Annotated in this window: 20 protein-coding genes and 1 tRNA gene; 4 read left to right on the top strand and 17 right to left on the bottom strand. The window is 56.7% G+C overall.

Going from position 1 to position 24,692, the window contains the following annotated elements; genetic code table 11:
- Positions 1–242: 242 nt before the first annotated feature.
- Positions 243–4,613, bottom strand: a complete 4,371-nt coding sequence (locus ACMV5H_RS18375) for an FKBP-type peptidyl-prolyl cis-trans isomerase N-terminal domain-containing protein (RefSeq protein ID WP_414822258.1) — start codon at positions 4,611–4,613, stop codon at positions 243–245.
- Entirely contained in the window at positions 4,610–5,050 is a 441-nt protein-coding gene (locus tag ACMV5H_RS18370) for a hypothetical protein (RefSeq protein ID WP_021805770.1), read from the bottom strand. Before ACMV5H_RS18370 ends, ACMV5H_RS18375 begins: the two co-directional genes overlap by 4 nt.
- A gap of 1,032 nt (positions 5,051–6,082) precedes the next feature.
- On the opposite strand from ACMV5H_RS18370, the gene ACMV5H_RS18365 reads away from it, so the two are divergent.
- Positions 6,083–6,158, top strand: a tRNA-Asn gene (locus ACMV5H_RS18365).
- A gap of 61 nt (positions 6,159–6,219) precedes the next feature.
- Here ACMV5H_RS18365 and ACMV5H_RS18360 read toward each other — a convergent pair.
- The 6 genes from ACMV5H_RS18360 to ACMV5H_RS18335 are packed head-to-tail and all read right to left on the bottom strand — an operon-like array spanning position 6,220 to position 13,467.
- Entirely contained in the window at positions 6,220–7,320 is a 1,101-nt protein-coding gene (locus ACMV5H_RS18360) for an alkylhydroperoxidase domain protein (RefSeq protein ID WP_115158113.1), read from the bottom strand.
- Entirely contained in the window at positions 7,317–8,363 is a 1,047-nt protein-coding gene (locus tag ACMV5H_RS18355) for a putative FMN-dependent luciferase-like monooxygenase (protein ID WP_059201148.1), read from the bottom strand. Before ACMV5H_RS18355 ends, ACMV5H_RS18360 begins: the two co-directional genes overlap by 4 nt.
- Entirely contained in the window at positions 8,360–9,991 is a 1,632-nt protein-coding gene (locus ACMV5H_RS18350; RefSeq protein ID WP_166732914.1) for a dipeptide ABC transporter ATP-binding protein, read from the bottom strand. Before ACMV5H_RS18350 ends, ACMV5H_RS18355 begins: the two co-directional genes overlap by 4 nt.
- Positions 9,988–10,878, bottom strand: a complete 891-nt coding sequence (locus ACMV5H_RS18345; protein WP_414822257.1) for an ABC transporter permease — start codon at positions 10,876–10,878, stop codon at positions 9,988–9,990. Before ACMV5H_RS18345 ends, ACMV5H_RS18350 begins: the two co-directional genes overlap by 4 nt.
- Positions 10,875–11,819, bottom strand: coding sequence for an ABC transporter permease (locus ACMV5H_RS18340; protein ID WP_071680954.1), 945 nt, complete (start codon positions 11,817–11,819; stop codon positions 10,875–10,877). Before ACMV5H_RS18340 ends, ACMV5H_RS18345 begins: the two co-directional genes overlap by 4 nt.
- 22 nt (positions 11,820–11,841) lie before the next feature.
- Positions 11,842–13,467 carry a TIGR04028 family ABC transporter substrate-binding protein gene (locus tag ACMV5H_RS18335; RefSeq protein WP_414822256.1) on the bottom strand — a complete coding sequence of 542 codons (1,626 nt, stop codon included), beginning with the start codon at positions 13,465–13,467 and terminating at the stop codon, positions 11,842–11,844.
- A gap of 174 nt (positions 13,468–13,641) precedes the next feature.
- Here ACMV5H_RS18335 and ACMV5H_RS18330 point away from each other — a divergent pair, with 174 nt between their 5' ends.
- The gene (locus tag ACMV5H_RS18330; RefSeq protein WP_414822255.1) at positions 13,642–13,890 is read left to right on the top strand and encodes a hypothetical protein; all 249 of its coding nucleotides are present in this window, start codon (positions 13,642–13,644) and stop codon (positions 13,888–13,890) included.
- A 15-nt stretch (positions 13,891–13,905) separates the two neighbouring features.
- Here ACMV5H_RS18330 and ACMV5H_RS18325 read toward each other — a convergent pair whose 3' ends face one another.
- Positions 13,906–14,535, bottom strand: a complete 630-nt coding sequence (locus tag ACMV5H_RS18325; protein ID WP_414822254.1) for an alanyl-tRNA editing protein — start codon at positions 14,533–14,535, stop codon at positions 13,906–13,908.
- 84 nt (positions 14,536–14,619) lie between these two features.
- Between ACMV5H_RS18325 and ACMV5H_RS18320 the strand changes: the two genes are divergently transcribed.
- Positions 14,620–15,576 carry a LysR family transcriptional regulator gene (locus ACMV5H_RS18320; RefSeq protein WP_021805779.1) on the top strand — a complete coding sequence of 319 codons (957 nt, stop codon included), beginning with the start codon at positions 14,620–14,622 and terminating at the stop codon, positions 15,574–15,576.
- Here ACMV5H_RS18320 and alkB read toward each other — a convergent pair.
- Positions 15,538–16,185 carry a DNA oxidative demethylase AlkB gene (alkB, locus tag ACMV5H_RS18315; RefSeq protein WP_021180310.1) on the bottom strand — a complete coding sequence of 216 codons (648 nt, stop codon included), beginning with the start codon at positions 16,183–16,185 and terminating at the stop codon, positions 15,538–15,540. The genes ACMV5H_RS18320 and alkB overlap by 39 nt on opposite strands.
- 138 nt (positions 16,186–16,323) lie before the next feature.
- On the opposite strand from alkB, the gene rarD reads away from it, so the two are divergent.
- Positions 16,324–17,205, top strand: a complete 882-nt coding sequence (gene rarD, locus ACMV5H_RS18310) for an EamA family transporter RarD (protein ID WP_115158118.1) — start codon at positions 16,324–16,326, stop codon at positions 17,203–17,205.
- A gap of 10 nt (positions 17,206–17,215) precedes the next feature.
- On the opposite strand, the gene ACMV5H_RS18305 is transcribed toward rarD, so the two are convergent.
- From ACMV5H_RS18305 to citE, 7 genes are all read right to left on the bottom strand, one after another.
- Positions 17,216–17,911 carry a 4'-phosphopantetheinyl transferase family protein gene (locus tag ACMV5H_RS18305; protein ID WP_115158119.1) on the bottom strand — a complete coding sequence of 232 codons (696 nt, stop codon included), beginning with the start codon at positions 17,909–17,911 and terminating at the stop codon, positions 17,216–17,218.
- Between the two features lie 83 nt (positions 17,912–17,994).
- Positions 17,995–19,227, bottom strand: a complete 1,233-nt coding sequence (gene agp / locus ACMV5H_RS18300) for a bifunctional glucose-1-phosphatase/inositol phosphatase (protein ID WP_115158120.1) — start codon at positions 19,225–19,227, stop codon at positions 17,995–17,997.
- Between the two features lie 144 nt (positions 19,228–19,371).
- Entirely contained in the window at positions 19,372–20,835 is a 1,464-nt protein-coding gene (locus tag ACMV5H_RS18295; RefSeq protein WP_021180306.1) for an anion permease, read from the bottom strand.
- A 31-nt stretch (positions 20,836–20,866) separates the two neighbouring features.
- Positions 20,867–21,760 (bottom strand): triphosphoribosyl-dephospho-CoA synthase CitG, encoded by an 894-nt coding sequence (gene citG / locus ACMV5H_RS18290; protein WP_373994973.1) that lies wholly within the window; start codon positions 21,758–21,760, stop codon positions 20,867–20,869.
- Positions 21,741–22,289, bottom strand: coding sequence for a citrate lyase holo-[acyl-carrier protein] synthase (citX, locus tag ACMV5H_RS18285; protein WP_094982591.1), 549 nt, complete (start codon positions 22,287–22,289; stop codon positions 21,741–21,743). Before citX ends, citG begins: the two co-directional genes overlap by 20 nt.
- Positions 22,290–22,293: 4 nt before the next feature.
- The gene (gene citF, locus ACMV5H_RS18280; RefSeq protein ID WP_021180303.1) at positions 22,294–23,799 is read right to left on the bottom strand and encodes a citrate lyase subunit alpha; all 1,506 of its coding nucleotides are present in this window, start codon (positions 23,797–23,799) and stop codon (positions 22,294–22,296) included.
- The gene (citE, locus tag ACMV5H_RS18275; RefSeq protein WP_059202058.1) at positions 23,799–24,692 is read right to left on the bottom strand and encodes a citrate (pro-3S)-lyase subunit beta; all 894 of its coding nucleotides are present in this window, start codon (positions 24,690–24,692) and stop codon (positions 23,799–23,801) included. The genes citF and citE overlap by 1 nt, the downstream gene beginning before the upstream one ends.

Genomic DNA, 24,692 nt, shown 5'->3' with positions numbered 1-24,692 from the left:
TGGCTCCTAGCTGCGGTTAACTGCATTCAATATCAACGACTGCAACTACAGCAAAAAACGGGCCAGGCAGAACAAGCAGTGCATTATCAGCCTAAGTGATTAAAAAATAATGAAAGGTAACGATATGGCGGGATTGGGTGAAAAGGTAAAGCCGGGTTCTGCACCACACTGGGGCATTGCCAGTCCCCAGCGTGGTTCAGCTAAAAAAAACCCGCCAATCGTCTGGCGGGTTAGTTATAGGGTTACGGAGCTTTTTGCTCGGAGGCCGGTATCACATCCAGGATGCGTACGTTATAGACCATGGTCGCGCCCGGTGGGATATCCGGTGCCATGCCTTTCTCGCCATAGGCCAGTTCAGGTGGCACCACCAGCGTCATGTTACCGTGGTTCTTCAACTTACCTAGCGCTTCGCGGAACAGCGGTGGATACGCGCTCAGCGGCTGCGAAATTGAAGTGCCAGCCAGATCCATATCCTTGATCACTTTACCGTCGGTCAAGCTCTCTTTAACCACCACGGCAACGGTATCACCCTCACCAATCACGCTATCGCCAACATAATCGATGCGGTAATAGAAGCCTTGCTTAGACTGTACGACGCGTGGCTGCTTCTTGAACTTATCGATGTAGCTGCTGCCTTGTTTTTCGTTCTGCTGTTTGATCTTTTTATGCTGATTGCTCAGCTCCAACTCGCTTTCATACAAGGCTTTGGCAATCTGTTCTTTGGCCAGTTTGGTCTGGCCATTGATGACATCAGTGACACCTGCCAGCGCCAGTTGGCGGTTCACGTCTACACCCTGGGTCTTTTTGCTGTTGAGCAAATCCAGGATGTCATTACCCAACGCGGTACCGATCGCATAATCGCGTTTTTCCACCTGCGTTTTCGGCTCCGTGACCACGGACGTGCCAGCCGTTTGCTTTTTCTCGGCTGCAGTCAGCTTTTGCTGTAGCTGGGCAAGTTCCTGCACCTTCTGCTCATTGTCTTTGGTTTGTGCCGCCAACTGCTCTTGCAGCTTGGCACTCTCCTGCTGACTCGCCTGCTGCAACTCGGCGATCTGCTTCGCTTTCTGCTCGCTGTCTTTGGTCTGAGCCGCTAACTGCTCCCGCAACTTGGCGCTCTCCTGCTGACTCGCCTGCTGCAACTGGGCGATCTGCTGCGCTTTCTGCTCGCTGTCTTTAGTCTGAGCCGCTAATTGCTCTTGCAGCTTGGCACTCTCTTGCTGACCCGCCTGCTGCAACTTGGCGATTTGCTGCGCTTTCTGCTCGATGTCTTTAGCCTGAGATGCTAATTGCTCTTGCAGCTTGACACTCTCCTGCTGACTCGCCTTCTGCAACTGAGCGATCTGCTGCGCTTTCTGCTCGCTGTCTTTAGTCTGAGCGGCCAACTGTTCCTGCAGCTTGACACTCTCCTGCTGACTCGCCTTCTGCAACTGGGCGATCTGCTGCGCTTTCTGCTCGCTGTCTTTAGTCTGAGCGGCCAACTGTTCCTGCAGCTTCGCACTCTCCTGCTGACTCGCCTTCTGCAACTGGGCGATCTGCTGCGCTTTCTGCTCGCTGTCTTTAGTTTGTGCGGCCAACTGCTCTTGCAGCTTGGTGTTCGACTGCTGACTGGCCTGCTGCAACTGGGCAATCTGCTGCGCTTTCTGCTCACTGTCCTTGGTCTGAGCGGCTAACTGCTCCTGCAACTTCGCCAATTCCTGCTGGCTTTGCTGGAGTTGTTTAACCTGCTGAGCCTTCTGATCGTTGTCTTTGCCATACACCGTCAACTGTTCTTGCAGCTGCTTTATCTGCTGCGCCTTCTGTTCACTGTCTTTGGTCTGCACGGTCAGTTGATCTTGCAGTTTCGCCATCGTCAGCAGCTCTTGCTGCAATTTCTTCATTTGCTGAGCTTGTTGCACGAAATCTTTGTTATTAAGCGCCAATTGCTCCTGCAACTGCTTGGCCTGTAGCGCTTTTTGTTCGCTATCCTTGGCCTGGGCAGCCAGTTGAGTCTGCAACTTGGCCAACTCTTGCTGGCCTTGCTGGAGTTGCTTCACCTGCTGGGCTTTCTGCTCATTATCCTTACTGGAAGCCGCCAACTGTTCCTGCAGCTGTTTGACCTGCTGCACTTTCTGCTCGCTGTCCTTGGCTTGAGTAGCTAACTGAGCCTGCAGCTTGGCCAGCTCTTGCTGGTTTTGCTGCAGCTGTTTCAGCTGTTGCGCTTTCTCATCATTGGCTTTGGTTTGTGCAGCTAGTTGCTCTTGCAGCTTGCTACTGGTCTGTTGCAACTGTTTCACCTGCTCGGCTTTTTGCTCGCTGTCTTTGGTCTGGATGGCTAGCTGTGCCTGCAACTCTGCGACGGTTTGCTTATTTTGTTGCAGCTGCATCACTTGCTGCGCTTTCTGCTCATTATCTTTAGTTTGCGCGGTCAACTGCTCCTGCAACTTGGCGCTCGCCTGTTGCAACTGCTTCACCTGCTCAGCTTTCTGCTCGCTGTCTTTGGTCTGAGCGGCCAGCTGTTCTTGCAGTTTTGCCAACGACTGTTGGTTTTGCTGCAGTTGTTTCAACTGCTGGTTTTTTTCATCAAGGCCTTGGGTTTGCGCGGTCAGTTGCTCCTGCAACTTGGCACTAGCCTGTTGCAGCTGCTTCACCTGTTCGGCTTTCTGCTCGCTGTCTTTGGTCTGTGCGGCCAGTTGATCTTGCAGCTTAGCCATCGCTTGCTGGGTCTTCTGCTCATTCTCTTTGCTGCGCGCCGCCAACTGATCTTGCAACTGTGTTACCTGCAGGGCCTTTTGCTCACGCTCTTTGGTCTGGGCAGCCAACTGTTCCTGCAGCTTCGCCAACGCCTGCTGGTTTTGCTGTAGCTGTGTAGCCAGTTGGGCTTTTTCAGCGTTGACTTTGGCTTGTGCCGTCAACTGCTCCTGCAGCTTGGCGCTCGCCTGTTGCAGCTGCTTCACCTGTTCGTCTTTCTGCTCGCTGTCTTTGGTCTGTGCGGCCAGTTGATCTTGCAGCTTCGCCATCGCTTGCTGGGTCTTCTGCTCATTCTCTTTGCTGCGCGCCGCCAGTTGATCTTGCAGTTGTGTTACCTGCAGCGCCTTTTGCTCACGCTCTTTGGTCTGGGCAGCCAACTGTTCCTGCAGCTTCACCAACGCCTGCTGGTTTTGCTGCAGTTGTGCAGCCAACTGCGCTTTTTCATCGGTAGTTTTGGTTTGAGCCGCGATCTGTTGCTCTTGCAGCTTGGCGCTGGCCTGCTGCAACTGCTTAATTTGTTCGGCTTTCTGCTCACTGTCTTTGGTTTGAGCAGCCAACTGTTCTTGCAGCTTCGCCATCGCCTGTTGGGTCTTCTGCTCATTCTCTTTGCTGCGTGTCGTCAGCTGTTCTTGCAGCTGTTTGACCAGTTGGGCTTTGTATTCACTGTCTTTGGTCTGGGTGGCTAACTGCTCTTGGAGCTTCGCCAACGCCTGCTGGTTTTGCTGCAGCTGCTTGGTCTGCTGGGCTTTTTCATCGTTAGTTTTAGCATACGCCGTTAGCTGCTCTTGCAGCTTGACGCTCGCCTGTTGCAGCTGCTTCACCTGTTCGGCTTTCTGCTCGCTGTCTTTGGTCTGTGCGGCCAGTTGATCTTGCAGCTTCGCCATTGCTTGCTGGGTCTTCTGCTCATTCTCTTTGCTGCGCGCCGCCAGTTGTTCTCGCAGCTGTGTTACCTGCAAGGCTTTTTGTTCACTGTCTTTGGCCTGGGCAGCCAACTGTGCTTGCAGTTTCGCCACCTCCTGCTGATTTTGTTGCAGTTGCTTGGCCTGCTGGGCTTTTTCATCGTTAGTTTTAGCATACGCCGTTAGCTGCTCTTGCAACTTGGCACCAGCCTGTTGCAGCTGTTTCACCTGCTCGGCTTTCTGCTGGCTGTCTTTGGTTTGCGCAGCCAGTTGCTCCTGCAGCTTCGCCATTGCCTGCTGGGACTTCTGTTCATTCTCTTTGCTACGCGCTGACAGCTGATCCTGCAATTGGGCTATGGCCTGCTGGTTTTGCTGTAACGTTTGCTGCAGTTGTTTGATCTGTTGCGCTTTTTGTTCGTTATCTTTGGTTTGCGCTGCCAACTGTTGCTGCAATTGCGCACTGTTACGTTGTTCCTGCTGTTGCAGCTTCATTTGCTGCATCTGCCGCTCGCTTTCCTTGGCCTGTGCAGCAAGCTGCTGCTGCAGCCGCGCATTTTCCCGCTGGCTTTGCTCAATGGCCTGTTGCAGACGCGCCAACTCTGCAGAAGAGCCCGCTGACTGAGATTGCGTTATACGCACCTGCTCGAGAGCCGCTTCCTGGCTGGTGACTTTGGCTTTCAGCTGATTGATGGTTGCCTGCAGCGTCTTCATTTCGCGAATACGCTCACTACCCCTCTCATCCGCCGACTTTGCAAGTGCGTTAGGTTTGCTGCTGGCAGGTTTACTACTTTTGGGTCTTGCAGGTTCTGCTGTATCCAGTTGTGAAGGCGTCAGAAACAGGAGCGCCGGAGCCTCATCCACCTGGCGTGTGATCGCGTCCAGTGAATTCAACGCATGGGCATCGGGAGTAACCGCCTCCTCAGCCCTTACTACTCCTAGCGGCAACGCCAACGTCAACAAGGCACCGCAATATATCCTGCGTTTCATTTCACGCTTTCCCCTCTCTGGATCAAGCCTTGCAGGACGTCACGTTCGATCTCGGCACATAGCTGATTGGTCTTGTATTTGTACAACGCATCAAGGGTATCTTTGGTTGTCGCATTGACATCGCCGCGTACCGCGCCATAAACCGAGGCATTGTTCACCAGACGGTTAAAGTTGGCCTGCTTGGCCGCGTAAGCCTTCGGATTGACCTGCTTGAGTGACGCCAACTCGCTTTGGCAAAGGCCAATTTTGCTGGTTTTGGTTTCTGCGGCAGCCGGTTCTGGCGGTGGGGACACGCTGATCTGTTGAGGGGGAGCTTGTACGGTGGTCGCTGGTGGGGTTTCTTGCCAACGGGTCTGTGCGGTTTTCTGGCATCCTGCCAGCAACAAACCACTGCACAGTATTACGCCTAAACAGAGGTTCTTTTGGGTGCTTATCATCGAAAATTCCTTTCAAAAAATTCCGTTACCGACAGGTCAACTCAGACCAGATCGGCTATATCCTGGATAAATAATACGAGCATTTTTCAGCAATGATATAGGGGTGGCTCTTCAGTAGCAAACATTCACTGGAACTATACTATGGCCGCTCATTGCCCCTACTCTTGCAACGTTCGCCATGGTCTATTAACTTAACGAATACTTAACCGGGTTTCATCGGTGACCTGCATAGCGCAATAAGGCGCCTGCAACTTGCCAGCGATTTAACCTGCCCACGACGCTTATGAAGTGCAAAATAATACTGGTATTTTTTATATCCAGCAACTCTGCAAGCGGGCCTGAACGCCGAGTTGCGTGGCAAAAACGGCGCTTGTCGCCAAGTAAGGACAAAGACACACTCCCGCATACAGCAGCATTCATTCTGATCTCTTGGTAAAAAAAGCGCCAAAAAATAAAACAAAATAGATTAAAAACAATGATATGCATGAAAATCTGACAGTTTCCGCCGCTATCATCGCAACCCCCGTTTTTCCTAATGAAAATGGCTATCCGCCACGATTAAAAATAGATATTTATATTATTAAAAACGCATTTTTTGGCGATTTACTCCACACGTGCCCGGATGTTTTTCCATAGCGACAGCGCAATCTAAAGATTTATCCGAGGCACTCTGATTGTTGTATTAAAAATACAGGACTTGATGATAATCCTTAAACTTATTTTTCCATCGATCAGTAGGAATAATCCATGAAAATCACAGGAAATATCTTAGCTAACAAGCTCAACCCCTCACTCTATAATTAGGAATTTTCTTGGGTTTTAGCCTTTAAAATATCAGCACCCCGAAAAATTCGGGATTAACTTACAAAGTGTGCCCGCCCTGCAATGATAGCGGCCTGTCTGTCAGTGATAAAGTTTAACCTGCTGGAAAACAAGCCAATTTGCTCATAACCTCGACAAACGGAACATTTGTGCATTTTCATGCTTTACAAGCCCCATCGGCACCGCTATTATTCGCCCCGTTCACACGATTCCTCTGTAGTTCAGTCGGTAGAACGGCGGACTGTTAATCCGTATGTCACTGGTTCGAGTCCAGTCAGAGGAGCCATATTTAGAAAAGCCCGCTTAGGCAACTAAGCGGGCTTTTTGCTGTTTAACCACTGGGTGACTCAATCGTCATAAGGTTCGCCGAGTGTCAGCATCAACCGGTTGGCCCAAGCAAAGAAGGCCGTCGCCTGCACCAGGTCCAACAACTCCAGTTCGCCCAACCCTTGTTCGCGTAACGCAACCAGTTGAGCCGCATTGGCCTGCGGTGGCGTGGCCGAAAGCGCTGCGGCAAAGTCTATTTGCGTACGCCAATCCTCACCCTGCCCCTCGCTCAAGATCCCTCCCGGCGCGACATCCAGCAGGCGCTGCACCTCTTCAGCCCTTTTGGATAACTGCGCCGCTTTACGCGCATGCACCGAGGCACAGTAAATACAGCCATTCACCTTGCTGGCCACCGCCGCAGCCAACTCCCTATCCTGGCGGGCCAGGCCACCCACGGTGTAGAAAATGGCCCTATCGGTGATGGTTCGCTGTTCCAGCACCGCATGATCGCGCGCCAACAAACGGAAATAGTCAGAATCCGCGTGACCGAACTTGGTCAACAAGGCTTTTCCCGGTTCGTCAAACGCCTCCAAGGGTTTAGCCGCAATCCAGGGCTCCCATCCCAACTCCTGGCTGGTGAACGCAGGCGGTGCATGGCGGCCACTGGCTGTATGACTCGCGGTGCGCCAGGCGGAAGCTCGAACGGGAGCACGGCCACTGGTCGCTACCGGCAATCCTGCCAGCAAGCGGTAGCCGTACAACAGACGGCTCTGGAAACTGACAAAGGCGATCAGCTGTGAAAGCGTGACGATGTCATCCAATGACCACCCCGCCTGTTGCAGAGCCTGTAAGTGTTTGGCTTCTGCCCCGGCAGGTTTGAAGGCCAGGCGTTCTGCGTGATCCAATGCGGCCTGCAAACGTGGGCCGTCTGCGGGCGGAGTCTGCTGCAGTTGAGCATAATGCCCCGCCAATTGCCGATCGCCGTGCCATTCACTGATACGTTGAGCCAACAGCAGGCGTTCCGCAATCCCAAAACCGCCCACATCCTGTGGCGCGAACAGCCTCTGATAGCTGGCCTCAATCCCGTCGGTTGCCGCCTGGCGTGTTGCTCTGGCCTGTGCCAAAGGAGAGTCTGGGGAGATTTCAGCCAGTCTGGTCAGATGATCCTGGGTATCGGTCATACGTTTTCCTCTGCGTGATGTGAATAAGCCAACGTGGCAGGATTGCGCCGCTGCCAGCCCAGTGCCGGTGCAACGTCGCGAGCTATCAGCTCAATGGAGCGCAAAATATAGGCGTGTGGCGGATCGATAGAGTGCACCTGAAACGCCAGATCGGTGACACGGGCCAGCGCGCTATCGCGTTGCAACGAGGCGATCACCTGCTCTGGCGTACCGAGATGCACGTCAAAAGCGCGGATCAGACCGTCGAGCGACTCATCCTGTACCTGATGCCCACTGGCGCGTAAGCGCTCCAATCCACGGCTAAGCCCCTGTGCAGCAAAATCCCGCGCACGGTTCTGATCTTCAGTCACAAAAGCGGTGCGCGATCCCATGATGCGGGGCTCTACACCAGGCGGCAGCGCGGCGAGATAGGCATCAATAATCGGATTTTGCAGCTCATCGAGTGGCGTATCCGGTGCATCTGACGGCCTGGGTTGAGTGCGAGACAACATCAGCCCATCTCCAGCCTTACCAGCCCGGATCCCACCGTCAACCGAGAAGGTGGCTTGCCAGACGCGTTTTTTCAGTTGGGGAGCAGCCGGATAAAGACGGTTGGCGGAGTTGCCGAGCGCCTCACCACTCCAGGCGTCCAGCAGAATGCGTAAATTATCGTTAAACGCCGCATTACGCCGCTCGGCATCAATACCAAAAGCGCTAAACGAAGACGGGGTTCCCCCTGCCGCCAGCCCCACTTCCAGCCGGCCACCAGAGAGCAGATCCAACACCGCCGTATCTTCCGCCACGCGAACGGCTGACTCCATCGGCAAGGTGATCACTCCAGTCCCCAAACGAATATGCCGGGTATGCGCCGCAGCCTGAGCCAAAAAAACCAGGGGTGAAGGCAAGCCGCCCTCATCCTGATGAAAATGGTGCTGCGCTACCCAGGCGGTATCGAACCCGGCGCGTTCGGCATGGACAATCTGCTCGGTGGCCAGCCGGTAACGTTCCTGAGCACTGCCGTTATCCAGCAGGCGGGTAAAAAAGCCGAGACGTTTAGCGCTCATGAGGCATCCTTCAAAGTTTGGTACATCGCACGGCCAGGAATGGCCGCAATCAATTGGCGGGTATAGTCACTGCCGGGCCGGGCAAATACCTCGGCGGTAGTGCCTGCATCTACCTGTTGCCCACGGCACAGCACCGAGACGCTGTGCGAGATTTGCCGCACCGTAGCCAGATCGTGCGAGATAAACAGGTAGGTCAGCCCCAACTCTTGCTGTAGCTGCTCTAATAAGCGCAGGATTTGCGCCTGCACGGTGACGTCCAACGCCGAGGTAGCTTCATCCAATACCAGCACCCGAGGTTGCAATATCAGAGCACGAGCGATGGCAACCCGTTGGCGTTGGCCCCCTGAAAGCTCACGCGGTTTGCGCGTCAGAAGTTCAGCAGGCAGAGCGACTCGTTCGAACAATTCCCGCACCCGCCGGTAACGCTCTGCTTTGGCGACAGGCTCAAAGTTGAGCAACGGCTCTTCAATCGCCTGATACAGGGTTTGCGCCGGATCGAGCGAAGCAAAGGGGTTTTGATAGACCAGTTGAATACGTCGCCGAAACTGGCGCAGCGCCTCGCCCTTCAGCCGGGTAAAATCGACGCCGTCGATGATGATTTGCCCCGCATCCGGCCGCTGAAAACCCAGCAGGCAGCGGGCCAAAGTGGTTTTACCGGAGCCAGACTCGCCGACCAACGCATGAGTAGTGCCGCGCTGCACGCTGAACGACACCCGATCCAACGCCCGGAACGCCTGCCCGCCTCTGCCAGCAAAACGGAAATCCTTCACCAGCTCGTTGACGACGATCGCCGGTTCCGCCTTACGGACGATAATTGGCGGAGCAACGGAAGCCAGCGAAGGCACATCGGCAAACAAGCGGCGGGTATACTCATGCGCCGGTGCCTGCAACACCGCCGCCGTTTGCCCCTGCTCTTGCACTCTGCCCTGACGAAACACCAGTAGCCTATCGGCCCGTTCCGCCGCCACGCCCAAATCATGGGTGACAAACAGCACCGCCGTGCCAAACTCCTGACGCAGTTCGTCGATCAGATCGAGGATGCGTTTTTGCACCGTGACGTCCAGCGCGCTGGTCGGTTCATCGGCAATAATCAACGCGGGCCGTAACGCAATGGCGATGGCAATCAGCACCCGCTGTTTCATGCCGCCGGAAAGCTCATGCGGATATTGGCGCGCGCGCAATTCAGGATGAGTCAGCCCCACACGGGTGAGTAACTCCACTACCCGAAGCTGTACCAGCTTGCGTGGCAGACGCTGGTGAATATTGATGATCTCGGCAACCTGCTCACCGATGGTTTTAACCGGGTTCAGCGAACTGGCGGGATCTTGCGGGATCAGACTTATCTGCGCGCCACGCACTGCATCCAACTGGCGCGGTGTCCAGTGCGTAATATCGGTGCCATTAAGCCGGATCGCCCCCTGCTCCAGGCGGCCATTTTCCGCCAGCAGGCCGATTATCGACTGGGCCGTGGTGGTTTTACCCGATCCCGATTCCCCCACCAGGGCAACGACCTCCCCCGGCTGAATGGTAAAAGAAACGTTGTGCACCACCCGCTGGTTACTATAGGCGATAGAAACGTTATCCAGTTCCAGCAGTGGCGCGGGTGAAACGGTTGTCTGTGGGGTCATCGGCGCGCGCTCCCTAATGCATGGCTGATTCGGTTGGCCGCCAGCACCACGGCAACCACCATCAGGCCGGGGAAGGTCGTCAGCCACCAGGCCGTTGAGATGTAGTTACGCCCTTCGGCGATCAGCAAGCCCCACTCCGGCGTGGGCGGTGGCGTGCCGTACCCCAGGAAGCTCAGGGTGGCGATCGCCAGAATGGCATTGCCAAACTGTAGGGCAGAGAATGCAATCACCGAGGTCAGTGAATTAGGCAGAATATGGCGCCATAGCACCGCCCAAAAGTGTCCGCCGCTACCGTAAGCCGCCTCAACGTAGTCGCTGTGCCGCACCCGCAGCACCTCCGCACGAGCCAGACGCGCAAAGTTGGCCACCGACGAGATCCCCACCGCCAGCGCCGCATTCACCGTGCCAAAACCCAGCAGGATAATTACGCTCAAAGAAAGCAGCAGCCCAGGGATCGACAGCAAAACATCAACCAAGCGCATCACAACATCATCGGCGATGCCGCCCAAAGCCCCGGCGACTACGCCCAGCAACGTCCCCACAACCAGCCCCAACGCCACGGCAACCAACGCTGCGGATAAAGTGTTCGATGCGCCATACACGATCCGGGTGTAGAGATCGCGGCCCAGTGGGTCTGTGCCCAGCCAATGTTCACCACCCGGTGCCAGACGCTGTGCTCCGGCAATTCCTTCCGTGCCGCTGTACGCAGTAAAGATCTCAGGGGCGATCGCCCAAAGCACAGCGATCGCCAGCACGGCCCAGGCCAGCCCCAGGCTGAGCGGATAACGCCGCTGAGCGCGCCTGGCGGTGGGTAAACTACCTTCGGTTTCCCCGCCGGACAGATCGCGTTCCGGCATCACGGATTTTTCCAACGGAATACTGCTCATCGGGTCGCTCCTGCATAGGATTTCAATCTGGGATCGAGCAGCGGGAACAGCAGATCGACCAGCAGATTGAGGAAGACAAAGGCGGCGGCAGAGATCATCACTACCGCCTGTAACACCGCCACGTCCTGATTCACGACCGCCTGCTGCGTCAGTTGCCCCAGGCCACTGCGGCCAAATACGGTTTCTGTGATCAACGCCCCGGCGATCAGTTCGCCAAACAGAATGCCCGCAATGGTCAGCACTGGCAGCATCGCGTTACGCGCCACATGCCGCCACAGCACTCCGCTACGACTAGCCCCTTTGGCTCGCGCCACCGCCACAAACGGCTGGGTTTGCACGCTATCGATGCTGCGGATCAGGATCTGCGCCAACGGGGCAGAGATTGGGATTGCCAGGGTGGCGATCGGCAACAGCAGCCCAATCCACTCCCCTGGATTGATGATCGGCACCAGTTTCAGCCGGAATGAAAAGATCTGGATCAACACGATGCCAAGCCAGAAGGTGGGAACCGATACAAACAGCGCAGGCAGCGATTGCAGCGCCGATTTCAGCCAGCCAAAACCGATCAGATTGGAGACAAAGGCAATGACCAGCGCCAACAGCAAGGCCAGGGTGAAGCCCAGCACCGCTAATTGCAGGGTGGCGGGCAGATTGGCAGCCAGCAAAGCACTGACCGGCACGCCGTTCTGGATCGAATAGCCCAAATCACCGCGCAGGAAATTCCCCAACGTATGCAGATATTGCTGCCACAGGGGCACATCGGCACCGTAGGCGGCGCGCATGTCGGCGATCTGATCCGGGCTAAGCCCCATATCCGGGTTCTGGAATTTAATCAGGATCGCGTCACCGGGCAGTACCTGTAGCAAGATAAACGACAGGGTAAATGCCGCCCACAGCACCAGCAACGCCTGCCCGGTTCGGCCACTCAGGTATTTCAGCATCTTTATCTCCTCGAATATGGCGTTAGCGTTTCTCTAACCACGCGCCATAGAAGCTTGGCCGACCCACGGCTTCAAAGTTGACGCCTTTCAGATAGGGAGCACCGGCAAAGACCTGCGGCTCTTCAAAGAACGGGATCACATAGGCCTGATCCAGCAGATACTTTTGAGCCTCACCGGCGATCTGTAAGCGCTTGGTCGGATCCACCTCAGAGGCGATCCCCAGCAGCAGTTGGTTCAGCGAATTGTCGATAAATTTACTGTTCTGGCTGGTGCCACCCTGCTGCAACAGGCCATCACGATTGGTGGGATAAAACTGGCTTTTAATCACATCGGGATCGGCACGGCCCACTTCGACCACCGAAGCCGGGGTCTTTTGCGGATCGAGGTTATCTGCCACCCGGCTGCCAGCATCGCCTGCCAGGATATTCAGCCGAGCCCCCACCTTGCCCCATTGCTGCGAGACCAGTTGCAGTACCGCCTTGTTTTGCGGCTGCGGAAGCGACTCGTACACCGTTAACAACAGCTTTTTACCGTCTTTCTGGCGCAGACCATCGCTGCCCTTTTGCCAACCGGCGTCATCTAGCAGGCGGTTGGCCTTCGCCAAATCGAAGGTCAATTTATCGGAGAGATCGACAAAACCAGCTGCCGAGGAGGCGATCACCGATTTGGCTTGTGGATAGTTGGCGGAGAACAGCGTATCGACGATCTGTTTGCTGTCGGTGGCATGCAGCAGCGCTTGCCGCACGCGGATATCGGCCACCAGCGGATTGTCTGGCCTGAAGGCAATGCTGTCGTTTACGCCACGGGTTGGCGCGGCATAGATCGTAAAACCCTGGTCTTGGGTTTGCTTCTCATCGTAAGCCTGGATCTGGCGAATAAAGTCCGCCTGCCCGGCCTGCAACGCACCAATTCGCACGCTGTCTTCCGGGGTGACGATCACCTTGATGGCATCCAGATTGGCCCGCCCTTGCTGAGGCAGCTTGGCGGGCCCCCAACTATAGTCTTGACGTACGCTGAGATCGACCTCCCGCCCTAAGGTTTCACCGCTCACCACAAACGGGCCAGAGCCGATAATATGGCGCGCATCACCCAGTTCATCGTATTGGCGGTTCAGCGTGCTGAGCGACACCAGCCCGGAACCGATGGTCGCCGTACCTTGCAGGAAGCCTGGGGACGAGCGCTTGAAATAGAATTTGACCGTCAGCGGATCGATGACCTCACTGTGGTCATAGTTATTGATCACCTCGGAAACCGGCAAGCGCAGCGCTTTATTGCCCAAGCCGTAGGTATCAAAGTTCTTGGCTACCGCGTTGGCATCCAGCGGTGTCCCGTCGGAGAAGGTCACTCCGGGGCGCAGTTTGAAGGTATATTCCGTTTTATCGGGGTTGCTGGACCAGGACTCGGCGATCCAGGGTTCGATCTCCAGTGTCTTTGGGTTCTGGTAGGTCAGCTTGTCGGTGATCTGGTTAAGGATACCGCCGTTGGGGTAAAACCCACCTGAAGGGGGATACAGATTGGTATGGGCCTGCTGCTCCAGATAGATCAGCGTGCCGCCCTGCACCGCCGCGATGGCCGGGCTCGCCGCAGCCGCAGCGCCTAATACCACCGCCAGTCCGCTGGTTAACGTCTTGAAAGGAAAATTAAACATGGGTGCCGTGCCTTCTTTATGTCGGTTTGTTATGGGGTAGATAACAAACCAAAACGGCACGGAGTTGAACGAACTAATTTAGCTAACTAATGATAGAAAACGCACAAGGCAGGTGGCTTGGCAATAAACCGATTTTGTTATAATGTATCATTTTCGTCTTGCAGGAGATAAAGCATGAAGGCACAGCTCTCTTTGTTATTCCTTAGCATGCTGGCTGGCAAGGCTACCGCCTTCCAACCTCGCCAACCCGAATTACCGCCAGCAAAGGCTCCCAGCATTGAAAAGCAGCTGGTAAATCAGTTTTACGGTTTTCATTTCATGGCAATGCAGGCCGTGAATACCAGCACCTGTGCAGCCGTGCCGGTCATGGGCTGCCAGTGCACCTTCTGTACGCAGTTACGCAATGCAGGGTCAGGAAAATAAAGAGGGTGCCCTTGGTTATGCTACCTGATACTGCACAATCAACTGCCCTTTCTTCATCTTGACGGCGGTAATTTGCACCTTGCCCAACTCCGCCAGCGAACGCACATGGGTGCCACCGCAGCCATAAGCAGGCAGATCGCCAAACCCAACCTGACGGACGCCTTGCTGTTCCTGCTGCCTGCGTGGCAAGTCGGCGGCGATCAAGTCCGTCAGCCGTTGTTGCAAATATTCTGGTTGCAGTTCCGTTGCCTGTGCACCCGGTGCAAAGGTAATACGCCCTTCCCCCGGCCAGTGGTGCGCTTTCACCGGCTGCCAGCCCCGGTTTTCCCCAAGCCAGCCAATCAGATGCCCGGCAGAATGCCAGCGGGTATGCAAGTGGCGTTGCTCCCCGTCGATTTCCAGCGTCACCGGACCACAAGGCAGGGGTTCGGCCAGATAATGGAGCAGTTGATCGCCCTGCGCAGCAACACGTAATACCGCTACACCGCCGATCGTGCCGCTATCGCTCGGCTGACCGCCGCCCTGCGGGTGAAACAACGTGGCATCCAATTGCACCGCATAGCTGCCATCCTCTTGCGCCGTGCAGGACAATACCTGAGCCTGGAGCTGCAAATCATCGTGAAAATAATAAAGTCGTTCGGTCATGGGCTCTCTCCTGGTTAACGCCGTTATTATATTCGTGCCATAATCGGCTGATAATCCGTCTTCTTTACAATGGACCTTTGCGCCGTGAGCACAAATCTTTCCACCACACTGCTGGTTGAAATGGCCGTTTTTGTTCAGGTGGTGGAAAGCGGCAGCTTCTCCGCCGCCGCCCGCCAGTTAGGCAGCTCGCCTTCTGCCACCAGCCGCAGCGTTGCCAGGTTGGAACAAGCGCTGAACGTACGGCTGTTGCACCGCACCACCCGCAAACTGCGCCTGAGTGAGCAAGGCGAGGCCGTGTTTCAGCGCTGCCGCAGCATGCTGGATGCCGCCAACTCAGTGTTGACCATCAGCGACCAGAACAGCTCGGAGCCGGAAGGCACAATCAGCATCAGCGTACCGAAGGCCGTCGGGCACTTTGTCCTGCATCCTCACATGCCAGAGTTCTTACGGCGCTATCCGCAGGTGGATGTCCATCTGCGGCTGGAGGACCGTTATATGGATCTGATCGACGATCGGGTCGATCTGGCGCTGCGCATCACCGACCGACCGTCACCGGGCCTGATCGGCCGCCCGTTGATGACCATCGAACATTTGCTATGCGCCACTCCGCATTACCTGGCCCAACAGGGCACGCCGCGTCACCCACGCGACCTGACGGAGCATAGCTGTATTTATCTGGGGGAGACGCCCAGCGACGCACGTTGGCGTTTTCGCCGCAATGGCAAGACGGTTTCGGTCAATGTCCGGGGGCGCTATGCCGCCAACCACACCGGAGTTCGGTTGGATGCGGTGAAACAGCATATCGGTATCGGCAGCCTGCCCTACTTTACCGCCCACCAGGCGCTAGCCAGCGGTGAGATTGTGCAGGTGTTGCCAGAGTGGGATTTCCTCAGCAGCTATCATGGCGATCTGTGGCTGCTGTATGCGCCAACTCAGCATCTGCCCCCCAAGCTGCGAGTGTTTATCGATTATCTGGTGGCCAGTTTAGGCCAGGAACCCGCGTTAAAGCGCCTTGCGCAGGGTGATATTGATACGGTGTGACCCCACCAGGGAATGATAGCCCTCTTTCACCGGCATGATGCCGTGGAAACATAATCGCGACGGGCCACCCCAGACTACCACATCACCGTGAGCCAGCGGGATGCGCCGCGTTCTGTCGCTGCGTTGCAGGCCACCAAACTGAAAAACGGCCGGTAACCCCAGCGATACCGAAACGATCGGTGCCGTAAAATCATGCTCGTCTTTATCTTGATGCAGTGAAAGCTTACTGCCCGGATCGTAGCGGTTCATCAGGCAGGAGTCCGGGACGTAATGACCGAACCCGGCCTGCAAGGCCGCTTCATCGGCCAAAGCCAGCAAAATTGCCGGGATTTCTGGCCAACTTTTGCCAGTACCGGGATCACGTTGCGAATAGCGGTAGCCATTGCTATCGCTGTTCCAGCCGTTGCCACACCAGCTCATGGCCACCGACATGGTGAAGCCGCCCGGCGTAGTCATATGCCGCCAAGGCACCTGTGCCACCACGCCGTTGACCGCTGCCAGCAGTTCCGGCCCGTGATCGCGAACAAAACCGTGCAATACCACCGCCCCCGGCGCGATTTCCTCACGCCAGGGCGGCGGCAGCGCATCTTCAAACAGATCGATTGTCATCGTCATTAACTGGATAAATACACAGGTGTAATTCTAACCGCTTGGCCGTTGTTGTCCAGTCCAGCGTAATCCATTGTTGTTAGAGCTAAATAGCCTTAGAGTAGCCGCAGAAAATTCCATTAATAATCAGGAACGCTGGTGATCAAGGGCATCATACTTTCCGTCGTCGCTTCCCTGCTGTTCGGCGTGATGTATTACTACACCTCAATGCTAACCCCACTCGACGGCGAGGAAATCTATGGCTGGCGCACCCTGCTGACGCTGCCGTTTCTGACGCTGTTTATGCTGTTTTCCGGCGACTGGGCGCGGGTGAAAGAGATGCTGCACTGGCTACGGCAGCGTCCGCAACGCGTGCTGTTGTTGCTGCTCACCACTTCCCTGCTGGGCGTGCAGCTGTGGCTATTCCTGTGGGCACCGCTGCACGGGATGGCGCTGGATGTCTCACTCGGCTATTTCCTGCTGCCGCTGACCATGGTGTTGGCAGGGCGAGTGTTTTTCCGCGATCGCCTGTCTGTGCTGCAAAAAATGGCGGCCCTATGCGCATTGGTCGGCGTGGGTAATGAGCTGATCCTGGTGGGCGGGGTTTCCTGGTCAACGCTGGTCGTCGCGCTAGGTTATCCGGTTTACTTTATTCTGCGTCGCCGCTTGGGCACCGATCATCTGGGCGGGTTGTGGTGTGAACTGACGCTGATGCTGCCAGTTGCCGCGCTGTTTGCCCTTGGTGGCTCAGAACCGCTGGCGGCACTGACGGCCAAACCGCTGCTGTATTTGCAGATCCCGCTGTTGGGCATTATCAGCGCTCTGGCGCTGGTGTGCTATATCCTTGCCAGCCGCCTGCTCCCCTTCAGCCTGTTTGGCCTGCTGAGCTATGTAGAACCGGTGTTGCTGGTGATCGTCGCGCTGCTATTGGGGGAAACCATTAACGCCAACCAATGGCTGACCTATATCCCGATCTGGCTGGCGGTCATGTTGCTGGTGCTGGAAGGTGCGCGCCATCTGCTACGACGCCGTAGGTGTTAATACGCTGATTTTAAAAACAAATAAACGTTGTTACGGCGTCACCTTGCAGCCAGAAACGTCCTTTAAACCGACGGCCTGCTTGGCATCGTGGCGTCAACGTTGTTAGCAACTCCAGCTCAAAGGTCTGCGCCTGCATATCCAACCCGACGATCCGCGCATCCATAAAATCAAAGTAGCAGCGTACCTGCGGGTAAAGCGCCTTGAACAGGCTTTCCTTGGCGGAAAATACCAGCGTCAACAGCAGATTAAAGGGCTGTAGCCGTTGGCGTAACCACTGGCATTCGTTCTCATTGACGATGCCGCTCCACAACTCTTCTGCTCGTACAGATGGCATCTGCGTTTCCACATCAATGCCCACGCCACCTGCCCCATCCTCATGCTGAGCGGCACACAGCGCCGTATCATTATTGTGGCTGATCGCCCCGGCAATTCCGGCGGGCCAGAGCGGTTCACGTTTCTCCCCGCGCAATAAAGTGAAATCCTGATGGCCCAACTCTGCCAGCACCCAGCGCGCCAGATAGCGCCCGGCAAGATATTCCGCCTTACGCTTGGCGACTGCGGGTGCGACATGTTCAGGGAAATCGATACCGGCGGCAGCAAACAGATCGTCGTGATAATCCGCGACAGAGAAGTGACACTGCGCGATCAGGCCAGCAAAACCGTCAACCGGTAATAATTCAGCATTGAGAATAAAAGAAGAGAGCACGTTTCATCCATGACAAGGGGTCCGTTGAGACAGTATATACCGCGCGGCAGGCCGGGGCGAAACGGTTCGCCCCGGCAGCACGGTTATTGCAAGACGTCCTTCATGGTTTTTTCAAAGTCGCTCCAGGCGCAGAAGCCGTCTTTATCTACCGGACAGCCTTCCAGCGCCAGGGTGACGCGCTGCGGCGGGGTGCTCAGCGTCAGCGGTTCGGCGTTACGCAACTGTTCGGTGGATTGGTAGACATACTCAATCTTCAACAGATCGCGATCGCCCTTGCCATCATGCCAGCGTTGAAACACCAGCTTGCCGCCAATCGGGGTTTTCTCATACTGCTTCGGCAACGCATACGGCTTGAACTTCATCGCAGACAGCAAGGAAGCGATGTTGGAATCATGCCCCACCAGCACGGTCAGCTTCGGTGAATCCGCCTTGCGCTCGCTAATCAGCGCCGAGTTGATGTAGGTCAGCAGCGGTTTGGCAACGTTCTGGGCGACGACCGACGAGGTGAACAGCGAATCCTGATAGCCATCTTTCAGCTTGGCCAACTGCTGCCACTGGTGCGGTGTCACAATCTTGCCCCAGGCCACCTCTTTCATCGGGAAGCCTTCGTAATACTGCAGCATAAAGGCATCCACCAGCGAGTTACCCACTTTCAGCGGGCCAGAAACGCCTGGCTCTTTCCCCGGTACCGCGCTCATTTTGTTCGGCTCAGTGGCCAGGTTGCACTGCTTGTCGATCTTGCAGGCGGGGGAGTCTTTGTAGTCGATGATCTGCTCGAGCTGTTTGTAGGAGGCGTCCAGCTTCAGCGATGCCAGCTCGGCATTCATGGCGCTCAACGCCTGCTGGTTAAAGGTTTCGCTGCTGTTGGTGATAATCGGGTTGAAGGTAGGATCCATCTCCCCCATTTTCTCCTGATGATGCACGCTGATGTCGCAGCCAGGGAATGCGCCGTTGGTAAAGAACTGCGCGGTAGCTACCGTGCGTTGCAGGCTGTTGGCATACACGTAAACGCTGTCAGCGGCTGGGCAACCTTCCTGCGGCAAAATGCCCGCCTGCTTGAGCCACGCGTTGAAATAGTGGCCCATATACACTTCCAGCACGCCGCCCTTGGTGGTCAGCAAGCCACCTGGCGTATCCCACTGTGGCCAGGCTTTCGGCGTGGACTGGGCCAGCACGCTACCGTTGTTCGCCAGCGGAGCGCGCAGGTTATGGCGGCTCATCACCAGCACCTGCTCAAGTTGATAACCGTCGTTCTCGGCAAAGGCGGTGCCGCTGAACAGCAAAGGCAGGCAAAGTAATAACGTTTTTTTTCTCATCCGCAGAGGCTCCCTAAATATGATTATTTTGAATAGGTTAACGTTGGATTTGTATAATGACGGCGTTCGACATGAAAGTGTGTGACGGGCGTCACGGGGGAAGGGATTGCAACAGCGGCCATCCGTGGATGGCCGCCGATTAACTTAATACCACAGGCTAAGAATTGGCCAGCCGATCAACAGCAGTGCCGCGATATACACCACGCCGAGGATACCGCCAAGACGCCAGTAGTCTTTCGACTTCACATAGCCACAGCCGTAGATGATTACCCCTGGGCCAGTGGCATACGGGGTCAATACCCCCATGATACCGATAGACAGCACCAGCAGGATGGAAAGGTGTTCCATCGGCACGCCCGGCAAGCCTTTACCTACCGCCAGGATCATCGGCAACATGGTCGCGGTGTGGGCCGACAGGCTGGCAAACAGGTAGTGCGCGTAGTAGAACACCAGCACCAGCAGAATCACCGTCATTTTCGGTGAGAAACCGTCCAGATGGGTGCTCATGGTGGTGGCAAACCAGTCAATAAAGCCGGAACGGCTCAGGCCGCTGGCCATCACCACCAAGGTTGCCAGGTTAACCAGGGTATTCCAGGCGCTGGAGTATTTGGTGATGTCTTTCCAACTGACCACGTGCAGGGCAAGCATCAGCGATACCGCCAGCAAGCACACCGTGGTCGCATCCAAAATTTTACCGCCGAACACCCACAGACACAGGCTGAGTAACACCAGACCGATCAAGGTATATTCTTTGCGGGTCAGTTTACCCATTTCCCCCAGTGCCGTACTGGCCCAGCCAGCCACTTCGTTGCTGTGGGTTACACCTGGCTTATACAGGTAGTAGGAAATCAACGGAGCAACGATCAACAGCAACAGCCCAACCGGCAGGAAGGCCAGGAACCATTGCATCCAGGTGATATTGATCCCGGCAATCTTGTTGACGAACTCGATGCCCAACACGTTAGGTGCCGCGCCGGTCACAAACATGGAGGAACTGATGCTGGTCCCCACCACCATCATCCACATCAGGTAACCACCAATGCGGCGTGAGGAAGGATCGTTAGGGAAGGAATCAAACAGCGGCGGCAGGTTCTTCACCACCGGGAATACGGTGCCACCGGTACGCGCGGTATTGGACGGGGTAAACGGCGCCAACATGATATCGATGATCACCACCGCGTAGCCTAGCGTCAGGGTGCGTTTGCCCATGAACTTCACCAGGAACAGCGCGATGCGGCGCCCTAACCCGGTGGCCTCGTAGCCCAGCGCGAAGATAAAGGCCCCAAACACCAGCCAGACGGTGGTACTGGAGAATCCGGCCAGCCCCCATTTGAGCGCCTCTTTACCGGCTTTAAAGCTGGGATTGGCCAGCTCTTCGGCACCAAACAGCACCCAGTTGGAACTGAGCACGCTGACGGTCACGGCAATAAAGCTGATCGCCGTGGCCGGGATCGGCTCCAGGATCATACCGACAATCATCGCCACAAAGATGGCAAAGTAACGCCAGGCTTGCGGTGGCATACCCTCCGGCGTGGGTATCATTAACAGGACGGCAAGCACCACCAACGGGGCGATCGCTTTCCAGATTTTCTCTTTGGTTTCGGACATGGACACTTCTCCTGAAGGCTTCGTTATTTTTTTAAGCCCCCGCCTGCGGCAACTGCGCCAACAGCCAGGTGACTATCAATAAATCGGCACTACCGCCGGGGCTAAGATTGCGGGCGATGCACGCAACGTCGAACTGCCGCAAACGGGCAATTCCTTGCGCATCGCCAGCCCCTCCCTGTGCCAATAACTGGCTGGCATAGTGTTGTAACCAGCGCAGCCCTTTAATGCCGCCCCGCGAGGCGACGTTGGTATCATCGTTATGCGCCATCAGCCACAGCAGGCTGTCCAGCAGCGCGACCTGTTCTCCACAACCACTGGCGATCCTCTGGTGATACAGCGGTAACGCACCGCCGATCACCAGCTGAAAGCCGGATTCAGCCTCACCACGGGCACCGCTCAGGCCAAACTCGGCAAATAACCGTTGCCCTGCCGTCTGGCCCGCGTTGTTACGTTGCAGCTCCCGGCTAACCAACCCACGGCACATCTCGGCCACTTCGCCACACAGGCTTTGGGCGTCAATCTGCCGTTGTTGTTGCTGTAAGCGGCCAAAGGCGCAGCACAACAGCCCCAGCGAGAACACGCTGCCTTTATGGGTGTTGATGCCGCCGGTGGCGTGGAACATCTGTTCTTCACAGGCCATGCCCAATGGGCGCAGGCGTGCAAGCTGCTGCTCCGCGGGCAAAGCGGCGTCGGCCATACCCTGGCGGATAAAATAGGGCAGCCACCGGCCAATCGCCCTTGAGCTACGGTAGAAATGGCCAATATCCATGTCGCGATGCGCGCCGTTGTTGTGGCGATCGACCAACCCCGGTTTCGGCGTCAGGTTGACCTCCACCAACAGCGCCCGATAGGCGTCGCGAGCAAAGCGCTGGCTGTGCGAAAGATCTGTAACCGTCGGCTGCCAGTCAGGCTGGGAGTGCATCATTGAGCATCCTTTCCATTGCAGTGAGCAGTTGTTCGGTGCTGTGGCTCTGCTGGCGGGCGCAAATCTTGGCTGGCTGATTGCACAGCAGACAGCTGCGTTCAGGCAGACCAAGTTCACGCCGCGACAGGATCTTCCCTTGCGGGGTCAGTACATCGATATCCCACAGGCGGCCAATCGGCTGCTGGATTTCCAGTTGGATGGTGGCCTCTTTCACCGCGCGGGCATCGGCTTGCAGCGCCAGATAACCCTCGCAGCCAGTGGGCAGTGCCAGGGTCTTCTGCTGCAAACAAAGCCAGCCTTGCTGGCGATACATCTGCTGCAAGGCCTGCCTGCCCAGGTTGAACACGCGCCGCGTCATGGGGCTGTCTTTCACCGCCCCCGGCACCACGAGTGTGAGCACCACCAGCGTGGCGGTAGGATGGCGCGCCAGCCACGCCTGTTGCCGTGCCTGCCGGCATTCACGGCTGGAAAGCAGTTCGGGCAAACTTACGGCGCGGCTGGCGGCCAATTCGGGGGAGATGTAAGCCATGGCGTTACTCCGCGACCTGATGTACGACGTCAATCACCGAACCGTCGCGATAGCGCACCACGGCCACCACGTTGTCGGTAAAGGCGATCGGTTTCGGTTCGCCGGTCAGTACCAGCGCACGCTCACGCAGCCATTCGATGGTGACCACCTGCAGGCCAGCATCACGTAATCTCTGCGCCAGTTCTGGGCGAGCCGGGTTTACGGCAATACCGTGGTCGGTCACCAGAATGTCGATGCTGGAGCCCGGCGTAACGCAGGTCGTCACCTGTTCAACCAGCGTAGGAATGCGGCCACGCACCAACGGTGCGACAATAATCGCCAACCGCGCCGCCGCTGCGGTATCACAGTGGCCACCGGAAGCGCCACGGATCACCCCGTCGGAGCCGGTCAGCACGTTAACGTTAAAGCCGGTGTCAATTTCCAGCGCGCTCAGCACCACCACGTCCAGGCGATCAACCGACGCCCCCTTGGAGCTGAAGTTGGCGTACTGATTGGCGCTGATCTCAATATGGTTTGGGTTGCGAGCCAATGACATGGCCGCCGCACGGTCAAAGCTCTGCACGTCCAGCAGTTTGCCGATCAGGCCTTTCTCATGCAGATCCACCATGGTGGAGGTGATGCCGCCCAGTGCAAAACCGGCGCGGACGCCACGGGCACGCATCTTGTCTTCCAGGAAGCGGGTTACGGCCAACGAAGCGCCACCGGTGCCGGTCTGGAGGGAAAAGCCTTCGGTAAAGTAGCCGGAATCGACGATCACTTCGGCAGCACGGCGGGCAATCAACAGCTCACGCGGGTTGGAGGTCATTCGCGTGGCATCGGCCCCAATCTTGTCCGCATCCCCTACTCGCTCCAACTGCACGATCAGATCGACCTGATCCTGTGCCAGGCTGGCGGGATGATGCGGATAAGGCACGATCGCTTCGGTCAGCAGCACCACGCTACGGGCCGCTGCGGCATCCACCTTGGCATAGCCGAGCGAACCGCAGCAGGCATCGCCGGTATAACCGTTGGCATTGCCGAACTCATCGCAGGTTGGCACCCCGAGGAAGGCAACGTCGATCTGCAATTCACCCGACTCGACCAGGTTGACCCGGCCACCGTGCGAGTGAACCTGCACCGGCTCTTTCAGCAGGCCGCGCGAAATGGCGTCTGCCAACGGCCCACGCAGGCCGGAGGTATAAATACGGCTCACCACTCCGTTGCGGATATGGCCGACCAGCGGCGCATGGCAATCGGTCAATGAACTGGAGGCCAGCGTCAGGTTGCGGAAGCCCATCTTCGCCAGCACATCCATCACCTGGTTGAGGGCCAGATCGCCGCCACGGAATGCGTGGTGGAAAGAGATGGTCATGCCGTCCTGCAGGCCGCTGCGGCGGATCGCCACTTCCAGCGACTCACAGCGTTTGATATCGCGCGGTTTCCGCGCCTGCAGGTTGGCCTTGGAGGCTTCCTGATAAAGCCGCATCTCGGCGTGATTGTTCAAAGTCATCAGGCGTTGTTGGCGTTTCATCATGCTTCCTCGCTGTGGTTCGGTTCTTCACGCACGCCGGAAAGCGCTGCGCGTTGCAGTACCAGACGGGCCCGTTCAATCACCGGGCTATCGACCATCTTGCCGTTCAGCGAAACCACGCCGCGCCCCTCTTTTTCTGCCGCCTCTGCCGCATCGACCACTCGCTGGGCATGAGCCACTTCTTTGGCGGTTGGTGCATACAGGTTGTGCAGCAGTTCGATCTGGCGTGGGTTAATCAGGGATTTACCGTCAAAACCCAGCTGTTTAATCAGCGCCGCTTCCTGTAGGAAACCCGCTTCATTGTTGGCATCGGAATAGACGGTATCGAACGCCTGGATCCCGGCCGAGCGGGCAGCCTGCAACAGTGAGCAACGGGCGAACAGCAGTTCAATGCCTTCCGGCGAGCGCTCGGTACGCAGATTACGCACATAGTCTTCGGCACCCAGCGCAATCCCGATCAACCTTGGGGAAGCCTGCGCAATCGCCACCGCGTTGGTGATGCCCTGTGCGGACTCGATCGCCGCCAGCAGGCCAGTGCTGCCGACCGGGCGACCACAGGCACGTTCAATGGCGGCGATTTCACGCTCCATATCCACCACGTCCTGCGCGGTGTCGGTTTTTGGCAGACGGACGATATCCGCCCCGCCGCGCACCACCGCTTGCAGATCCGCCAGGCCATAGGCCGAATCCAAGGCGTTAACGCGCACAATGGTTTCAACTTCCTGATACAGCGGGTGTTGCAGCGCGTGATACACCAGGCGACGGGCCGCGTCTTTCTCACGCAGGATCACCGAGTCTTCGAGATCGAACATCAACGCATCGGCCTGATAGATAAAAGCGTTGCTGACCATGGCGGCATTTGCCCCCGGTACGAAAAGCATGCTGCGGCGCAT

Source organism: Serratia sp. N21D137 (assembly GCF_047530005.1).
GTDB lineage: Bacteria > Pseudomonadota > Gammaproteobacteria > Enterobacterales > Enterobacteriaceae > Chania > Chania fonticola_B.
This window is presented reverse-complemented; position numbering and strand designations above follow the sequence as displayed.